At 71.5% G+C, this 17,233-nt stretch carries 15 protein-coding genes; 6 read left to right on the forward strand and 9 right to left on the reverse strand.

The features are described 5' to 3' along the window. Positions 1–3: 3 nt before the first annotated feature. Positions 4–789, reverse strand: a complete 786-nt coding sequence (locus ACFYWJ_RS15895; RefSeq protein ID WP_355277525.1) for a serine aminopeptidase domain-containing protein — start codon at positions 787–789, stop codon at positions 4–6. A 74-nt stretch (positions 790–863) separates the two neighbouring features. Here ACFYWJ_RS15895 and ACFYWJ_RS15900 point away from each other — a divergent pair, with 74 nt between their 5' ends. The 3 genes from ACFYWJ_RS15900 to ACFYWJ_RS15910 all read left to right on the forward strand — a co-directional run bounded on the left by ACFYWJ_RS15900 (position 864) and on the right by ACFYWJ_RS15910 (position 2,762). Continuing rightward, the gene (locus tag ACFYWJ_RS15900) at positions 864–1,271 is read left to right on the forward strand and encodes an OB-fold nucleic acid binding domain-containing protein (protein ID WP_355277522.1); all 408 of its coding nucleotides are present in this window, start codon (positions 864–866) and stop codon (positions 1,269–1,271) included. 3 nt (positions 1,272–1,274) lie between these two features. Then, the gene (locus tag ACFYWJ_RS15905; protein ID WP_355277521.1) at positions 1,275–2,012 is read left to right on the forward strand and encodes a DUF3159 domain-containing protein; all 738 of its coding nucleotides are present in this window, start codon (positions 1,275–1,277) and stop codon (positions 2,010–2,012) included. A gap of 129 nt (positions 2,013–2,141) precedes the next feature. After that, complete coding sequence (locus ACFYWJ_RS15910) at positions 2,142–2,762, forward strand: sigma-70 family RNA polymerase sigma factor (RefSeq protein WP_355277519.1); 621 nt, start codon at positions 2,142–2,144, stop codon at positions 2,760–2,762. 41 nt (positions 2,763–2,803) lie between these two features. On the opposite strand, the gene ACFYWJ_RS15915 is transcribed toward ACFYWJ_RS15910, so the two are convergent. Both ACFYWJ_RS15915 and ACFYWJ_RS15920 read right to left on the reverse strand, forming a co-directional pair. Further along, positions 2,804–3,475 (reverse strand): TrkA family potassium uptake protein, encoded by a 672-nt coding sequence (locus ACFYWJ_RS15915; protein WP_218716949.1) that lies wholly within the window; start codon positions 3,473–3,475, stop codon positions 2,804–2,806. A 5-nt stretch (positions 3,476–3,480) separates the two neighbouring features. Next, a complete protein-coding gene (locus ACFYWJ_RS15920; protein WP_355277516.1) occupies positions 3,481–4,146 on the reverse strand; it encodes a TrkA family potassium uptake protein in 666 nt (221 codons plus the stop codon). Between the two features lie 172 nt (positions 4,147–4,318). On the opposite strand from ACFYWJ_RS15920, the gene ACFYWJ_RS15925 reads away from it, so the two are divergent. Together ACFYWJ_RS15925 and ACFYWJ_RS15930 are read left to right on the forward strand one after the other, a co-directional pair. Continuing rightward, positions 4,319–6,316 (forward strand): APC family permease, encoded by a 1,998-nt coding sequence (locus tag ACFYWJ_RS15925; protein WP_355277513.1) that lies wholly within the window; start codon positions 4,319–4,321, stop codon positions 6,314–6,316. Further along, entirely contained in the window at positions 6,313–7,680 is a 1,368-nt protein-coding gene (locus ACFYWJ_RS15930) for a TRAM domain-containing protein (protein WP_355277511.1), read from the forward strand. Before ACFYWJ_RS15925 ends, ACFYWJ_RS15930 begins: the two co-directional genes overlap by 4 nt. 80 nt (positions 7,681–7,760) lie before the next feature. Here the strand turns inward: ACFYWJ_RS15930 and ACFYWJ_RS15935 are convergent, their stop codons facing one another. After that, positions 7,761–8,432 carry an SIMPL domain-containing protein gene (locus ACFYWJ_RS15935; RefSeq protein ID WP_355277508.1) on the reverse strand — a complete coding sequence of 224 codons (672 nt, stop codon included), beginning with the start codon at positions 8,430–8,432 and terminating at the stop codon, positions 7,761–7,763. Between the two features lie 67 nt (positions 8,433–8,499). Then, on the reverse strand, positions 8,500–10,308 hold the full coding sequence (gene glsA, locus ACFYWJ_RS15940; RefSeq protein WP_355277833.1) for a glutaminase A: 1,809 nt from the start codon (positions 10,306–10,308) through the stop codon (positions 8,500–8,502). A 304-nt stretch (positions 10,309–10,612) separates the two neighbouring features. On the opposite strand from glsA, the gene dxs reads away from it, so the two are divergent. Then, positions 10,613–12,511: a 1-deoxy-D-xylulose-5-phosphate synthase gene (dxs, locus tag ACFYWJ_RS15945; protein WP_355277505.1), complete on the forward strand. Its 1,899-nt coding sequence runs from the start codon at positions 10,613–10,615 to the stop codon at positions 12,509–12,511. A gap of 48 nt (positions 12,512–12,559) precedes the next feature. Here the strand turns inward: dxs and ACFYWJ_RS15950 are convergent, their stop codons facing one another. From ACFYWJ_RS15950 to ACFYWJ_RS15965, 4 genes are all read right to left on the reverse strand, one after another. Beyond that, positions 12,560–13,393: a class I SAM-dependent methyltransferase gene (locus tag ACFYWJ_RS15950; RefSeq protein WP_355277502.1), complete on the reverse strand. Its 834-nt coding sequence runs from the start codon at positions 13,391–13,393 to the stop codon at positions 12,560–12,562. A 77-nt stretch (positions 13,394–13,470) separates the two neighbouring features. Next, the gene (locus ACFYWJ_RS15955) at positions 13,471–13,989 is read right to left on the reverse strand and encodes a hypothetical protein (protein ID WP_355277499.1); all 519 of its coding nucleotides are present in this window, start codon (positions 13,987–13,989) and stop codon (positions 13,471–13,473) included. Between the two features lie 341 nt (positions 13,990–14,330). Then, positions 14,331–15,008 (reverse strand): response regulator, encoded by a 678-nt coding sequence (locus ACFYWJ_RS15960; RefSeq protein WP_355277496.1) that lies wholly within the window; start codon positions 15,006–15,008, stop codon positions 14,331–14,333. Further along, complete coding sequence (locus tag ACFYWJ_RS15965) at positions 15,005–17,092, reverse strand: ATP-binding protein (RefSeq protein ID WP_355277494.1); 2,088 nt, start codon at positions 17,090–17,092, stop codon at positions 15,005–15,007. Before ACFYWJ_RS15965 ends, ACFYWJ_RS15960 begins: the two co-directional genes overlap by 4 nt. Positions 17,093–17,233 lie beyond the last annotated feature (141 nt).

The raw sequence follows: 17,233 nt of genomic DNA on the forward strand, positions 1-17,233 counted from the left end.
GAGTTACCCGTGTGCTCGCGAAATCAGTTGTCCCGCAGGGCTGCCCGCTGCTTGTCCCGCAGCGGGCAGAGTGGGCGCCGAATCGGCCGACATCGCGTCCAATTCGGCGAAGCCCGCGTGTCCGAGTACCGCTGGATCGGCACCCAGCTCGTCCAGGGTCACTCGACGCAGCCGCGCCTGTGGCAGCGTCGCGGCCCACTGTTCGGCCACGGCGATCGGGTGGATCGGGTCGTCGCTCGCGCCGACCACGGCGACCGGCACGCGGGTGTCCGCCAGCCGCTCGAGTGCCGGCCAGGCGTAGGCGGCGGCCTCGTCGAGCGCGCGCGGCAGGTGCGGCCACTGGCCGCGCCAGGACTGGGTGAGCGCGTCGGCCAGCCAGGCCGGGCTGGAGGCGCGCATCCGCTCGATCACCGCGTCCAGCCCGTCGGCGCGCAGTTGCTCGGCGGTAACCGACGCGCTGAGCGCGGCCGGGCAGGCGGCGGTTTCGGCACCCGTCCAGGCGGGTAATGCCGTGATGACACCGACCACCGCGGTCGGGTGCCCGGCTGCCCAGTCGAGCGCGATCGCGGCGCCGAGGGAGATCCCTGCGGCCAGGACGGGGCCGCGCGCTGCGGCGGCGTCCAAAGCCGCGGTACAGCTCGCGATCACGGCCTGGGGGTCCGGTTCGACGGCCTGGAACGCCAGTCCGTGCGCGGCCGCTGCCGGTCCGAACGCACGGGCGGCGAAATCGGCGTCGGAACCGGTTCCGGGCAGGGCGACCACGGTGACCTGGGATGGGGAGCGCAACACGGACCGAGCGTAGCGGCCGATCGTTTGCCCATCTACAGTGGCGGTGTACGGCCAACTAGCGGGAGAAGCGTGCCATGTCGTCATCCACGGGCGGACGCAAGTCGGGATCGGGTCCGGACTCGGGATATTTTCGTCGACTCGGTCGCCGTTTGACCGCGGACATCGACCAGCTCGACGCCGAGGAACTGGCGGAGACCGCCGATGCCTCCGGCGCCCGGCGCGCGGTGGACTGTTGTCGCGGTGAGGAAGCCACCATCCTGGGCAGGCTCCGTAGCGTCGAGGCGTGTCCCAAGGCCGCGGGCGCCACGGTGCAGGCCGAGTTCTTCGACGGCACCGACGCGATCACCCTGGTCTGGATCGGCCGCAGGCGCATCCCCGGTATCGAGCCGGGCAGGCGGATCCTGGTCCGTGGCCGCGTCGGCGACCGCGACGGCCGCAAGGTGATCTTCAACCCCTACTACGAATTGCGCGGGAACAGCTGACGTATGCCCTCCAGCGACGACTACCGCATCGAGGCGGACCCCGAGCCCACCGTGGCGCTGCCGGTGGCGACCGATGAGCCGGTCGACCCCGCGGTGGACGCCGAGGTCGAGCAGGCCGAGCAGACGCTGCTCGAGCAGCTCGGCGGCATCAGCGGCCTGATCTACTCCACCCTGCCCGTGCTGGTGTTCGTCCCGGTGAACACCTTCGCCGGGCTCACCGCGGCCATCTGGGCCGCCCTCGGCGTCGCCGCGGGCGTGCTGGGTTGGCGGCTCTACAAGCGCAGCCCGGTGCAGCCCGCGATCTCGGGCTTCCTCGGCGTCGGCGTGTGCGCGTTCATCGCCTACCGGATGGGCGAGGCCAAGGGATTCTTCCTGTTCGGCATCTACACCAGCCTCGTGTACGGCGGGGTGTTCGCGCTGTCGATCCTGTTCCGCTGGCCACTGGTCGGGGTGATCTGGGGTGCGCTCAACGGGCACGGCACCGGCTGGCGGGCCGATCGGCGCATCCGCAGGCTCTACGACCTGGCCACCGTCGTGTGGGTGGTCGTCTTCGGCGCCCGCTACCTGGTCCAGTCCCAGCTCTACGACACCGACCACACCACCTGGCTGGCCGTGGCCAGGATCGGCATGGGCTGGCCGCTGACCGCGGTGGCCCTGGTGGTCACCGTGTGGGCGGTGCGCCGGGCCGGCCACCTGCCGATCGAGAAATCCGGCGCCGGAACGGATTCCGCCCGCGCCTGAGGCGTGACCGGCCCCACTTTCGGAGGTGGGGAAGTACCCACCCTGGGGTGCCTGGTAGCACCGTCGAGTTCGTCGCACGATCAATGCGTACCGAAAAACGCAGTGATCGTGAAAGGACCGGCGACCATGATGGCTACCGAGCACCGCCCCGACGTCTCGAAGAAGTCGAACGCCTCCGTGCTGTCGGAGAGCAAGCGCATCGGAGCCGAACTCGACGCGCTGATCGGCCCCGCCGCGGCCGGTGATCGCGATGCCGTCGCCGAGATCGTGCGCCTGGTGCACCCGCTGGTCCGGCGCTACTGCTCGGCCCGGATGGGCGCCACCGGGCATCTCACCGTCACCGCCGACGATGTCACCCAGGAAGTGCTGATGGCCACCGTGACCGCCATCCCGCGCTACCGCGATCAGGGCAAGTCGTTCCTGGCCTTCGTCTACGGGATCGCCGCCAACAAGGTCTCCGACGCGTTCCGCCGCGCCAAGCACACCGCCTACCCGATGGCCGAACTGCCCGACGCCGCGTGCGGCGCCGCGGGCCCCGAGGAGTGGGCGCTGGCGCTGGAGCGCCGCGCGGCCACCCGCGACCTCATGCAGGTGCTCGCGCCCAACCACCGCGAGGTGCTGGTGATGCGGATCGTGCTCGGCTGGAGCGCGGCCCAGACCGCCGAGGCCATCGGCACCAGCCCCGGCGTCGTGCGGGTGATGCAGCACCGCGCGCTCAACAAGCTGCGCGCGGAGCTGAAGGTCGCCTGAATCGTCCGCGCCGCCCGCGCGTCGGGAACCGTATCGGGGAGTTACGGTTTGATGCCGTGGGTGGCCAGGGTGAGGCGCAGGTCCTCTTCGGCCTCCACCGAGGTGACGAACAGCAGTTCGTCGTCCCCCTCGAACGGGTCGTCGGGCTGGGGCACGATGACCCGGCCGCCGCGCAGGATGGTCACCAGGGCGGTGTCGCGCGGCATGACCAGGCTGCGGACCGGCTTGCCCGCGAGCTGGGTGTCGGCGGGCAGGGTGATCTCGACCAGGTTGGCCTGGCCCTGCCGCAGCGTCATCAGCCGCACCAGATCGCCGACCGAGACGGCTTCCTCGACGAGCGAGGCGAGCAGCCGCGGCGTCGACACCGCCACGTCGACGCCCCACGACTCGTTGAACAGCCATTCGTTGCGCGGATCGTTGACCCGCGCGACCACCCGGCGGACACCGAACTCGGTCTTGGCGAGCAGACTGTGCACCAGGTTCGCCTTGTCGTCGCCGGTGGCGGCGATGACGACCTCGTAGGTCTCGAGTCCCGCGTTCTCCAGCAGCGACAGCTCACAGGCGTCGGCGTGCACCCACACGGCGTCCGGGATGGCGGGCGGGTCGATGTGGTCGAGCTGACGTTCCAGCAGCATCACCCGATGCCCGCCGCGTAGCAGTTCCCTGGCGATCGAGCGCCCGACGGCGCCCGCTCCGGCGATGGCCACCTTCATGTTCTTCAGTCCTCGTTCGTGGGAGCCTTGGCGGCCATGGCGACCGCCTCACCGACACTGCCGGAGGTCGCCGCGACGTAGACCACGTCGTCGGCCTGGACGATGGTCTTGGAGTCGGGCAGCAGACCCTGGCCGAAGCGCAGGATGAACGCCACGCGCACCCCGAGCTCGCGCTCCAGATCGCGCACCGTGCGGCCGGACCAGTCCTCGTGCAGGGTGAGCTGGGTGACCGCCACCGCGCCCGTGGGATCGCGCCAGGTGGTGGTCGAGTTGTCGCCGATGAGGGTGCGCAGGAACCGGTCGGTGGTCCACGGGACCGTCGCGATCGTCGGGATGCCGAGCCGCTCGTAGACCTCGGCGCGCTTGGCGTCGTAGATCCGGGCGACGACCCGTTCGACGCCGAACATCTCCCTGGCCACCCGGGCCGAGATGATGTTGGAATTGTCACCCGAGGACACCGCGGCGAAGGCGTCGGCGCGTTCGATCCCCGCGCGGGTCAGCACATCCCGGTCGAAACCGACACCGATCACTTCCTGCCCGGTGAAGCCCTCGCCCAGCCGGCGGAACGCGCTGGGATCGCGGTCGATCACCGTGACCTCGTGACCCACCCGGACCAGAGCGCGCGCCAGCGACGAGCCGACCCGTCCGCACCCCATGATCACTACGTACACCGTGCACCCTCGTTCCTGGCCAACCCGTGGCATCCGGCTTGGACCGTACCCGCCGGATGCTTCCATCGCCCATTTTCCCCCGGGCGACGCGGCACAAACAATCACGACACCGCGCTCGTGCGCCGCCGACGTGCGCGCGAAGGCGGCCGCGATCTCCTCTATGCTCAGCCCGGTGTCCAAGTTGACGACGGCAGCCAAGCGATTGCTGCTCGGCAGGCCGTTCCGTAGCGATTCGCTCGGCCACACGCTGTTGCCCAAACGTATCGCGCTGCCGGTGTTCGCCTCCGACGCCATGTCGTCGGTGGCCTACGCGCCGGAGGAAATCTTCCTGGTGCTCTCGGCCGCGGGCATCTCGGCCTACATGTACGCCCCCTGGGTCGGTGTCGCCGTCGCGTTCGTGATGGCCGTGGTGGTCGCCAGCTACCGGCAGAACGTGCACGCCTACCCCTCCGGCGGTGGCGACTACGAGGTCGCGACGAAGAACCTGGGCCCCAACGCCGGACTGACCGTCGGCAGCGCGCTGCTGGTCGACTACGTGCTCACGGTGGCGGTGTCGATCTCCTCGGCGGCCTCCAACATCGGCTCGGCGATCCCGTTCGTCGCGACGCACAAGGTGCTGTTCGCGGTGGTGGCGATCGCCGTCCTCACCGCGATCAATCTGCGCGGTATCCGCGAATCCGGCACCGCGTTCGCGATCCCGACCTACGCCTTCATCGCGGGCATGTTCGTCATGCTGGGCTGGGGCATGTTCCGGATCTTCGTGCTGGGCGACGACATCCAGGCCGAATCGGCCGGGTTCGGGCTCAACGCCGAGGACGAGCACCTCTACGGGCTGGCTTTCGCCTTCCTCATCGCCCGCGCCTTCTCCTCCGGCTGTGCCGCGCTGACCGGTGTCGAGGCGATCAGCAACGGCGTGCCCGCCTTCCGCAAGCCCAAGTCGCGCAATGCCGCGACCACGCTGCTCATGTTGGGCACCATCGCGATCGTGCTGCTGATGGGCATCATCATCCTGGCGCAGAAGATCGGCATCGTCTACGCCCACGACACCGCGAACCTGGTCGGGGCGCCCGCCGACTACCACCAGAAGACCCTGATCGCGCAGATCGCCGAGAGCGTCTTCCACGGCTTCCCGATCGGCTTCTTCTTCATCACCATCGTCACCGCGCTGATCCTGGTGCTGGCCGCCAACACCGCGTTCAACGGTTTCCCGGTGCTCGGCTCGATCCTCGCCCAGGACCGCTACCTGCCGCGTCAGCTGCACACCCGCGGCGACCGGCTGGCCTTCTCCAACGGCATCCTGTTCCTGTCCGGCGCCGCGATCGCGTTCGTCGTGCTGTTCGGCGCCGAGGTGACCAAGCTCATCCAGCTCTACATCGTCGGTGTGTTCGTCTCGTTCGTGCTGAGCCAGACCGGCATGCTGCGGCACTGGACCCGGCTGCTGCGCACCGAGACCGATCCGGCGCAGCGGTCGAAGATGAAGCGGTCCAGGGTGATCAACGCGGTCGGCCTCACCGCGACCGGCACCGTGCTGGTGATCGTGCTGATCACCAAGTTCTTCGCGGGCGCCTACATCGCGATCATCACGATGGTCGCGATCTTCATCGTGATGAAGCTCATCCGCAAGCACTACGACTCGGTCTCGCGCGAACTCGACGAATCCGATTGGGACGGCGTGCTGCCCAGCCGCACCCACTCCATCGTGCTGGTCTCCAAACTGCACCTGCCGACCCGGCGCGCGCTGGCCTACGCCCGCGCGACCCGCCCGGACACGCTCGAGGCGATCACGGTCAACGTCGACGACGCCGACACCCGCCGGCTGGTGCGCGAATGGGAGAACAGCGAGATCAACGTCCCGCTGAAGGTGATCGAATCGCCGTACCGCGAGATCACCAAGCCCGTGCTGGACTACGTCAAGCGGGTCCGCAAGGACGCGCCGCGCGATGTCGTCACCGTGTTCATCCCCGAGTACGTCGTCGGGCACTGGTGGGAGCAGGTGCTGCACAACCAGTCCGCGCTGCGGCTCAAGGGCAGGCTGCTGTTCGAGCCGGGCGTGATGGTCACCAGTGTGCCGTGGCAGCTCAGTTCCTCGGCCCGCGCCAAGCAGGCGGCCGAGGGGAACGCGCCGGGGTCGGTGCGGCGCGGGTTCGAAGAGCCGGGTCGTCGCCGATGAGTGAGTGGCGCGGACAGGAATTCGAGATCCGGCTCGGCCCGCCGGGGCACGGCGGATTCTGTGTCGGCAGGCACGAGGGCCGCGTGGTGTTCGTGCGCCACGGCCTGCCTGGCGAACTGGTGCGCGCGCGGGTCACCGAGGATCGCGGCGGATCGTTCTGCCGGGCCGACGCGGTCGAGATCATCGAGGCGTCGCCGGATCGGGTGCCCGCCACCTGCCCGGTGTCCGGGCCGGGCGGCGCGGGCTGCTGCGATTTCTCCTTCGCCACGCCCGCCGCGCAGCGCGCGCTCAAGGCCACCGTGGTGGCCGAGCAGCTGCGCAGGCTGGCCGGGGTGGACCGGGAGGTGACGGTCGAGCCGATCGCCGGGGATGCCGGCACGGACACCGGTGGCTGGCGCACGCGCGTGCGGCTGGTCGTCGACGGGGCGGGCCGGGCCGGGGTGCACCGGTTCCGCAGCACCGACGTGATCGCGGACCTGCGGTGCCCGCAGCCGGTGCCCGGCGCGCTCGACGGCATCGCCGACCGGCTCTGGACACCGGGCTCGGACCTGGTCGTCGCCGTCGACGGCGACGGTGTGCGCCACATCGTGGAACTGGCCGCGGTGCCCGACACCGCGCAGCCCGGCGGCCGCCCGGCGACGCCACGCGGTGCGGGCCGCGGCCGTGGTCAGCGACCGACTCGTCGCCGGGAGTCCGGCGGCCCCGGCGGTGACGAGCGCGGCGCGGTCCGGGACCGGGCCGCCGCCCGCAAATCGGCCACCAACGCGCCCCGCGAGGAGTGGGTGATGGCGGGCACCGGCCGGGCCGTGGAATACGTGGCGGGCCGGCGCTGGGAACTCTCGGCCACGGGCTTCTGGCAGGCGCATCGCGGTGCCGCGCAATGCTATTCGGACCTGGTCGCGGAGTGGTCGGGGCTGGCGCCCGGTGGCTCCGGCTGGGATCTCTACAGCGGTGTCGGGGTGTTCGCGGCGCGCCTGGCCGAGCAGACCGGGCAGACCGGTGCGGTCGCTGCCGTCGAATCGGCGCGCTCCGCCGTCGCCGACGGTGTCGCCGCCTTGCGCGATCTGCCGTGGCTGGACCTGAGCGCCGACCGCGTCGAACGCTGGGTGCGCACCCGGGGCGACGGGGACGGGCCCGATGTCGTTGTCCTCGATCCGCCGCGCGCGGGCGCGGGCAAGGAGATCGTGGCCGCGGTCACCGACGCCGATCCCCGTCGGATCGTCCACATCGGCTGCGACCCGGCGTCGTTCGCGCGCGACCTCGGCCTGTACCTCGACGCCGGGTACCACCTCGCCGATCTGCGTGCCTTCGATGCCTTCCCGGCCACCCACCACGTCGAATGCGTGGCGTTGCTCGACCGCTGAGGAGTCGGCGGGCCACCGCGGGCAGTGGCCCCGCTGGACGCTCAGCGGACGCCGCCGGTCCCGCGGCCACCGAACCCGGATCAGTCCAGAGCCCAGGTGACCCGGACAGACGCGCCGATCTCGGTCTCCCCGGGAACCACCGGCACCGGGGAGCTCGCGCGGGCCATGAGCATCGGCGCGCTGTCCATCTCGGCGCTGATGTCGTAGGCGCGGGGGAGCGGCACGGCCGTGTCCTCGGTGATCTGCACGACCGCGCCCAGGGCGACACCCGCGCGGGCGGCGTACTGCTCGGCCTTGGTCTTCGCGTCGTCGAAGGCGGCGTCGCGGGCCTGGGCGAGCAGCGGCTCGGGATCGGCGATCCCCCGGGTCAGGCCACCCAGGCGGACATCGTCGCCGCCCGCGGTCACCGCGGCCGCCACCGTCTCGGCGGGCTCGGTGCCGGTGCCCTCGCGCAGGGCGATGCTGAGCCCGGTGGTGGCCAGGTAGCCGGAGATCTCGCTGCGTCCCTGATCGGTGTAGACCGTCTCCGTGCGCACGCTCAGCCCGCTGGTGGCCATGTCGGCGTCGCTCACCCCGGCCGCGCGCAGGGCGGCGACGACGGCGCTCACCCGATCACCGGCGCGGCCGTAGGCGGCGGCGACGGTGTCGGCGCGCGACTCCACCGACAGCGTGACCCGGAGCAGATCCGGGACCGCGCGGACCGTGCCGCGCCCGACCATCGTGGTGCTCGCCTGCCAGGTCTTCTTGCCCACCGCGCTACTCCCGTCCGTCGAAGGATGCTGTGCTGCCCAACGTCTCGCCGCGGGCCCGAGTTCCCCGTCAGTAGTTGCCCGCGTTGCCGGACAGGGTCCGCACCGCGGCTTCCATCTGCGCGTACGCGCCCGCGGCGAGGCGTTGCAGCAGGGCCAGTTTCAGCTGCGGGTGGTCGTGGGTGAGCTGATCGAAGATCTCCGGCCGCATCACCGCCACCCGCACCGGCGTCTCGGCGATGATCTCGTTGACGAACGGCTGCCCGAGCAGCATCGGGATCTCGCCGAACGACATCCCCGCCGACAGCGTCACCAGCCGGTGCACGCGCCCGTCGGTGCCGGGGAAGGTCATCCGCACCCGGCCCTCCAGGATCAGGAAGAGCCCGCAGCGCGGGTCGCCCCGATCGGCGATCACCTCGCCGCGCGCGATGGTCCGAGGTTCGAAGTCCTTGCCCAGCCGGGTGCGATTGTCGGGGTCGAGGCCGACCAGCAGCGGATGTTCGTCGAGCGGGATCGAGCGGCGGGGATCCGCGCCCGGCGGGCGGTGCCTGGTCAGGATGATGTCCTCGCACCACTCGGTCGCGGTGTCGCGGTCGATGAACACCCGCCCCCGCGGATCCTCGGGGTCCAGGCTCGACGCCTCGTGCCCGAGCCGGGCCTCGGGATCGACGAGCGCGACCCGGCAGCCCCGGCGGACCAGTGCGGTCTGCAGCGCCGCCAGCATCTCGCGCGCCACCGCGCTCACCTCGCCGACCCGGCGCAGGTCGACGACCAGGGCGTCGAGGTCGCCGACCTTGCTCTCGATGGAGCGCACCGTGCGCTCGGCGCCCGCGAAGAGCAGGTCGCCGTGCAGTTCGTAGACCCGGGCGCGGTCGCCGTGGTCGGCCAGCACCGCGGCGTCGGCGGGGGAGCGGCGCAGCCGCGAGGGCACCTGGGCGACCGAGTAGTCGGCCCGGATGGCGGTGCGCGCGGCGCGGGTCACGTGACAGAAGTGCAGTTCGAGCCGCCGGGACAGCTCCCGGCAGGCCGCGACCCCGCGCACGCTGTTGCCCTGGGCGTCCAGGCGCGGGGAGTACACCGAGATCCCGAGCTGGCCGGGCAGCACGGCGATGATCCCGCCGCCGACGCCGCTCTTGGCGGGCAGGCCGACCGTGGTCACCCAGTCACCGGCCGCGTTGTACATGCCGCAGGTCGTCATCACGCTGAGCACCCGCTCGGTGAGCGCGGTCGACAGTGCCCGCTCCCTGGTCTTCGGATTCACCCCGTTGTCGGCCAGCGTCGCGGCCATCAGGGCCAGATCGGCGCAGGTGATCTCGATCGAGCACTGCCGGAAGTAGCGGTCGACCGCGTCGTCGGGGTCGACGTCGATGATGCCGACCGAGCGCAGCATGTAGCCGATCGCGCGGTTGCGGTAGCCGGTGCGCGCCTCGGACTCGTAGACGGCCTGATCCATCGTCAGCTCCCGCCCGGCGACGCGGGAGTAGCAGCGCCGGACCCGCTCGAACTTGTCGGCGGCGTCCCGGCCGCTGATCAGCGAGGCCGCGGTGATCGCGCCGGAGTTGATCATTGGATTGCTCGGGCGCTGGGTGTCGGGCTCGAGGGCGATCTCGTTGAACGGCTCGCCCGACGGCTCGACGTCGATGTGCGCGGCCACCCCGTCCAGGCCGCGATCGGCCAGCGCGAGCGCGTAGGTGAACGGCTTGGAGATCGACTGGATGGTGAACCCGATGTCGGTGTCGCCGACCTGGTAGATCAGCCCGTCCGCGGTGGCCAGGCACAGCCCGAACGAGTCGGGCGCGACCGCGGCCAGTTCGGGAATGTAGTCGGCGGGCGCGCCGGAGGTGTCGTCCCGGCAGACCGCGTACACCTCGTCGAGCATGGCCGCCACCACGCCGGGGTCGATCGTGCGCGCAACACCGTCCGGTTCGGCCACAGCGCCACTCTAGGACGCCGCGTGGCCGGTCCCGTGGGGGCGCGCGGGGGAGATAGTCCTCACAGGCGATCGCGGCCCGTGGTGACGGCGTCAGGCGGCGGCGCGCCCTGTTCAGCGGCGTGCCGCGCCGACCGGCGCCCCGACTGTGATCCTCGGCGTGAGGCGCCCGGAAGGGGCCGCGAGCCGGGGCCGCTCGCGCGGCCAAATACACTGGGCGGATCACACAGTAGTCCGGAGGGAGCGAGTTCAGGTGGGAGTGCTGTCGCGGGTGGATTCACCCGAAGATCTGCGCCGGCTGAGCGTGCCGCAACTGCGGGATCTGGCGGACGAGATCCGCGAGTTCCTGGTGCAGAAGGTCGCCGCCACCGGAGGCCACCTCGGCCCCAACCTAGGCGTGGTCGAACTGACCATCGCGCTACACCGGATCTTCGACTCCCCGGCCGATCCGCTGATCTTCGACACCGGCCATCAGGCCTACGTGCACAAGATCCTCACCGGCCGCAAGGACCGGTTCGACTCGCTGCGCATGCGCGACGGCCTGTCGGGCTACCCGAGCCGCGCCGAGAGCGAACACGACTGGGTGGAGTCCTCGCACGCCTCGGCGGCGCTGTCCTACGCCGACGGGCTGGCCAAGGCCTTCGCGCTGAGCGAGCAGAACCGCACCGTCGTCGCCGTCGTCGGGGACGGCGCGCTCACCGGCGGCATGTGCTGGGAGGCGCTCAACAACATCGCGGGCGCGCCCGACCGCCCGGTGGTGGTCGTGGTCAACGACAACGGCCGCTCCTACGCGCCGACCATCGGCGGCCTCGCCGACCGGCTGACCGCGCTGCGCACCCAGCCCGCCTACGAGCACGCCCTCGACGCCGGGAAGCGTCTGCTCAAGAGCATCCCCGCGGTGGGGGATTCGGCGTACTCGATGGTCCACGCGCTCAAGGCGGGGATCAAGGACGCGGTGAGCCCGCAGGAGCTGTTCTCCGATCTGGGCATGAAGTACGTCGGCCCGGTCGACGGCCACGACCTGGTCGCGCTCGAGGCGGCCATGCGGCGCGCCAAGGACTTCGGCGGACCGGTCGTCGTGCACGTGGTCACCCGCAAGGGCAACGGCTACGAGCACGCCGAGAACCATGTCGCCGACCAGATGCACGCCTGCGATCCGATCGACCCGCTCACCGGCCGCCCGCTCGCGGGCAAGAAGGCCAAGGGCTGGACCGCGGTGTTCTCCGAGGAACTCATCGACCACGCGTCGCGGCGCGAGGACATCGTCGCCATCACCGCGGCCATGCCCGGCCCCACCGGCCTGGCGCCCTTCGGCGAGCGCTTCCCGCACCGCATGTTCGACGTGGGCATCGCCGAGCAGCACGCGATGGCCTCGGCGGCGGGGCTGGCGCTGGGCGGCATGCACCCGGTCGTCGCGATCTACTCCACCTTCCTCAACCGCGCGTTCGATCAGCTGCTGATGGATGTCGCGCTGCTCAAGCAGCCGGTCACGGTGGTGCTGGACCGCGCGGGCATCACCGGCCCCGACGGCGCCAGCCACAACGGCATGTGGGACTTCTCGCTGCTCGGCATCATCCCCGGCATCCGGGTCGCCGCCCCGCGCGACGGCGCCACCCTGCGCGAGGAACTCGCCGAGGCGCTGGCGATCTCCGACGGCCCGACGGTGCTGCGGTTCCCGAAAGGCAGTGTCGCCGAGGACATCACCGCGGTGGAACGGCTCGACGGTGTCGACGTGCTGCGGCTGGCGGTCCCGGCCGCGGGCTCGGCGCAGGCCCAGCACGGCGACGTCCTGCTCGTCGCGGTCGGCCCGTTCGCCGAGACGGCCATGCGGGTCGCCGAACTCCTGGAGCCGCAGGGCATCTCGGTCACCGTCGTCGACCCGCGCTGGGTCATCCCGGTGTCGGACACGTTGGTCAAGATGGCCGAGAACTACCGTCTCGTCGTCACCGTCGAGGACGGCGGCCTGCACGGTGGCATCGGGTCCACGCTCTCGGCGCGTCTGCGCGACGCCGGTCTCGACGTGCCGACCCGCGATCTCGGTGTGCCCCAGCAGTTCCTGGACCACGCCTCGCGCGGGGAGATCCTCGAGGAACTGGGGCTGACCGCCGAGGCCATCGCCCAGCGCATCGGCGGCTGGCTGCAGTCACGCTGACGCCCGCATCCCGCGCGCCCGGTGAGTGTCACCGGGCGCGCGGCGCGTTCACGGCCGCCGGGCGACGACGGCGAAGTTCAGGGGGATGCGCGGTGTCCCCGGCGGGAGCGTCCAGCCCCGCTCGTCGGCGACGAGTTCGTCGAACGGGCGCCAATCCATGTAGGGCAGTTCGTGCAGCGCCTCGATCCGCAGGCCCGCGCCGAGCAGCGCGCCCACGACCTCGCCCAGGTCGTGCCGCCATTCGTGATTGGTGGTGTGGGTGATCGAGCCCTCTGAGTCCTCGGTGTAGGTGCCCGCGTCGGAGTAGGTGCGGGTACCGCCGCCGGCGAGGTAGTCGTCGTTGATCTCCCACGGCCCGAACTCCATCGCGCCCAGGATCGGGTGGTCGTCACGAAGGACGAACACGCCGCCGGGGACGAGCAGGTCGTGGATGGAGCGGGCCCACGCGGTCAGCTCCGGCAGCCAGACGATGGTGCCCGCGCTGGTCACGATGGTGTCGAAGGTCCGGTCGAGCACCGAGGAGGCGTAGCGCGCGTCGCCCTCGACCCAGGTGATGTCGCGACCGTCGGCCGCGGCGATGCGCGCCGCGTGCCGCAGCGAGTTCGGCGACAGGTCGAGCCCGTGCACCTGCACCGCGCCCAGCCGGGCCCAGGACACCGTGTCGGTGCCGATGTGGCATTGCAGGTGCAGCAGCGAGCGCCCGACGATCCCGGTGCCGGGCAGATGGGGCGCCAGGACGGCGAGGTCGTTGCGCACCACCGACGAGATCGCGGCCGGGTCGGCCAGGAAGGCGTCGACGTCGTACATCCGCGAGCGCGCGTGCACATCGGCCCGGTCGTCCCAGTTCGCCCGGTTGGCGGCGATGGCCTCGGCTTCGGACACGGTGGATCCTCTCGACGGTGACGGCGGGCGAGGAGCCACGCTAGCGCCGAGCGGTCACCGGGTCGAGGGAATTTCGGTCAGTACGCGGGCCGTCGGTGCGCCAGCCAGCGACCCGTGCTCGGCAGGAAGGTCAGCACCAGCAGGCCGATATTGAACAGGAACCCGATCGCGTTGAGCACGCTCAGATCGGAATCGAAGGACACGGTGAGCGAGGTGGAATCGTCGGTCCGCGCGTCCAGATGGTTGTACAGCGCGATCGAGGTGACGACCGACAGCACCAGCGTGCCGGTACCGCCCAGCCCGATCAGGACGCGCGAGATCTGCTTGCGCGCCAGCATCAGGATCCCGCCGATGAGCAGGACCAGTGAGCACAGCGCCGAAATCCCCAGCAGCACTTGGATCTTGCTCCAGAACCCGGTCGGGTCGAAGTCGGCGTCGGTGGTCAGGAACGGGATGGCCACCGCGCCGAACACGCCGCGCAGGCCGCCGAGGATGGCGAGGATGCCGGCGAAGATGGCGGTGACGGCGTTGGGTTCGGGTGGGCCCACCGGGAATCGGGGCGGCTGATAGGGCTGCGGAAAGCGCGGGTCGGTCAAGGCCGTACTCCAAACCGTGTGGGGCGTAACCCCGTTCAATACCCACCGGTGACCGTGCGTACACATCGAACGGACGCGGTGCCGCGTCGCCGGCGCCACGCCGACAGCGGATCACGGTGCGGTCGCGGTGTGGTGGGCTCGGGCCGCGGTCGGCCAGGTCCGGGCTGTGGGCCGGTGGGCGTGGGCTGCGGTGCGGTCGCGTGGTGCGGTGGGCGTGGGCTGCTGTGGTGTGGTGGGCGCGCGGCTGCGGTGCAGTGGTGGACGGGTGCGGTGGGCGGGCGCTGTGGTGTGGTGGGCGCGGGGCTGCCGTGCAGTGGTCGCGCGGTGCGGTTGTCGCGCGCCTACGAGGGGCGGCGGGTGGGGGAGTACTCCTGTTCGGGGCGGCCGGTCGCGCCGTAGCGCAGCCGCATGCGCAGGTCGCCGGTGGTGACGAGGGCGGCGAGGTAGCGCTGGGCGGTGGCGCGGGAGATGCCGATCGCGGTCGCGATCTCGCCCGCCGACATCGGCGCGTCCGCGGCCTGGGCCGCCCGTAACACCAGCTCCCGGGTGGGGGAGGACGCGGTGGTGGCGCGGTCGGGTGCGGGTGGGGCCGGGCGCAGCGCGTCCCAGGCGGCGTCGACGTCGCGGGCGGTGACGTCCGGGGCCGCCAGGATCCGCCGGTAGCGCGCGTATCCGGCCAGGCGCGCGGCGAGCACGGTGTGATCGAACGGCTTCACCAGGTAGGAGAGGGCGCCCGCCGACGCCGCCGCCCGCACCGTGGCGGATTCGGTGGCGGCGGTGAGCATCATGGCGTCGCAGCGCAGGTCCCGGACCAGGTCGATCCCGGACCCGTCGGGCAGGTACACGTCCACCAGGGCCAGGTCGACGGCGTTCTCGGCCAGCGCCTGTCGTGCCGCGGCCACCGTGTTGACGACCGCACCGACGGCGAATCCCGGCAGCGCCCCGACGATTCCGGCGTGCATGTTCGCCACCCGGAAGTCGTCGTCCACGACGAGCACGCTGAATTCGGTCCGGCTCACGTCGGCTCTCCCTCGGTCAGCACGCCCGGCAGACGCGCGATGAACTCCGCCCCGGTCAGCGCCCCGCCGGGCGTCCCCGCCGACGCCAGCCACACATCCCCGCCGAGTGCCCTGGCCACCTGCCTGGACAGCGTGAGTCCCACCCCGCGCCCGCCCGGCACCCCCACCCCCGGCTTGGTCGACACCCCGTCCGCGAACAGATCGTCCACCAGATCCGGCGCCACCCCGCCCCCACTGTCGGCCACCGTGATGTGCAGCGTCGAACCCTCCTGCACCAGTTCGACTTCCACCACCGCCGCGGAAGCGGCGAAGCGCGAACCGGACTCGGCACGCCGACCTCGCGGTTCGGTCCCCGACCCGGTCAGGTCTTCGCCGGACTCCGCCGTGGGTGCCGTGTCGGGCTGTGCTGCTGTCGGGTCGGGCTGTGCTGCGGGTGCCGTGTCGGTGTGGGTCGCTGCCGGGGCAGTCGGTGTTGTGTCGGGTGGTGATACGGATCCCGTGCTGATTCGCGCGGTATCCGTGTCGGGGAATTCCCCGGCGGGCAGTGCCGGTGAACCTGTCCGGGTTTCGGCCGATCGGCGGGCCGCGTCGACCGGAGGCAGTGGAGTCACCTCGCGGACGGGCACCGCTGTCGAATCGGGTTCGGCACCAGCAGTATTCGGCGAGTTCTGGGCCGAGTCGTCGGGAGCAGCTCGCGGGGCGCTCACCAGGGCGGTGCTGGGGGTACCAGGGCGTACCGCGTCGATTGCGTTGTCGAGCAGATTGCCGAGAACGGTCGTGACATCCACCGGCGCAGCGAGATTCGCGTCGACCCAGGTGTTCGGCCCCAACCGCAGCTGGACGCCGTTCTCCCTGGCGTGCGCGGCCTTGGCGGCGAGGAAGGCTTGCAGATACGGGTCGCGGACCGCGTCGATGCCCGGCATGGCGGCGCCGAGGGGGCCGGAGCCGAGCAGTTCGTCGATGTAGCGCGCGGCCTCGCCGGGCCGGTCGCCGTGCAGCAGCCCGCTGAGCAGGTGCAGCCGGTTGGCGAATTCGTGGCGCTGGGCACGCAGGACGGTGCTCATCGACTGCACCGCGTCGAGTTGGCGGGTCAGCGATTCGACATCGGTGCGGTCGCGCACGTCGAGCACCGCGCCCAGCGAGCGCCCGTCGCGGGTGACCATTCGCGCGGTGACCACCACGATCCGGTCACCGACCGCGGCCTGGACCGGGAGCCCGTCGGCGGCCCGGAACGCCGCGAGCACGCGGGCGGTGAGCCCGATCGTCTCCACCGGACGGCCGCTCTCGCCCTCGATCCCGAGCAGGGCGCGCGCCTCGTCGTTGATCACTGTGGTGCGCCACCGGTCGTCGACCGCGACCACGCCGACCCCGATGCCGTGCAGCACCACGTCCTGTTCGCGCACCAGTTCGGCCAGCTCCGCGGGTTGCAGACCCAGGGTGAGCCCGTGCCAGCGCCGGGCCAGCAGGATCGACCCCGCGATGCCGGCGAAGAGCGCACCGAGCACCAGCACCCCGGCCTTGCTCAGGTCGCTGCTCAGCTGTTCCCCCACCGCCTCGGTCGAGATGCCGACACTCACCTCGCCGACCACCCGATCCGAATCCGGCGCGCGCACCGGCACTTTCGCGCGCACCGAATCGCCGAGCGTGCCCTGCTCGCTGATCACCACCTCGGCCCCGCCCAGCGCCTGTGACGGATCGGTGCTCACCATCTCGCCCAGCCGGGCCGGATCGGGATGCGCCAGGCGCAACCCGGCCTCGTCGGTGATCACCACGAACAGCGCGCCGGTGCGCTGTCGCGCCGCCTCGGCGGTCCGCTCGAGGTCCCCGGCCACGAGTTCGGCGCGCAGTGACGGTCCCGGCGTCAGCGGCAGGGCCGCGTACCGGGCGACCTCCGCGCGCACCACCGGATCACTGGCGACGGTCCGCGCGATCGCCAGCGCCCGCTGCCCGTACTCGGCGGTGAGGCGCTGATCGCTGAGGTAGGCGAACACCCCGAACGCGAGCCCCAGGGTCAGCGCGACCAGCGCGACCTGCAGCAACACGATCTGCGTCCGCAGCCGGACGCCCCGGGGGAACAGCCTCACCGGCTCAGTCTAAGCACGCCCCGAACGCGTGAGCACAATGCGCAGAACCTGCGGAATCGCTGGTTGCGCTGGTTGTGCGCACAAGCGCGCGCCCTGTGACCCAGCCCACTTATCTTTCGATAGCGGCCGCACATCACAGCA

This window comes from Nocardia sp. NPDC003269 (assembly GCF_042888005.1).
Classification (GTDB): domain Bacteria; phylum Actinomycetota; class Actinomycetes; order Mycobacteriales; family Mycobacteriaceae; genus Nocardia.

Excerpts from the sequence above, each read along its gene's own strand:
- ACFYWJ_RS15900 (WP_355277522.1), top strand. The coding sequence starts at position 864 with ATGTCGTCATCCACGGGCGGACGCAAGTCGGGATCGGGTCCGGACTCG.
- ACFYWJ_RS15915 (WP_218716949.1), bottom strand. The coding sequence starts at position 3,475 with ATGAAGGTGGCCATCGCCGGAGCGGGCGCCGTCGGGCGCTCGATCGCC.
- glsA (WP_355277833.1), bottom strand. The coding sequence starts at position 10,308 with ATGCTCGACGAGGTGTACGCGGTCTGCCGGGACGACACCTCCGGCGCG.
- ACFYWJ_RS15930 (WP_355277511.1), top strand. The coding sequence starts at position 6,313 with ATGAGTGAGTGGCGCGGACAGGAATTCGAGATCCGGCTCGGCCCGCCG.
- ACFYWJ_RS15905 (WP_355277521.1), top strand. The coding sequence starts at position 1,275 with ATGCCCTCCAGCGACGACTACCGCATCGAGGCGGACCCCGAGCCCACC.
- ACFYWJ_RS15910 (WP_355277519.1), top strand. The coding sequence starts at position 2,142 with ATGGCTACCGAGCACCGCCCCGACGTCTCGAAGAAGTCGAACGCCTCC.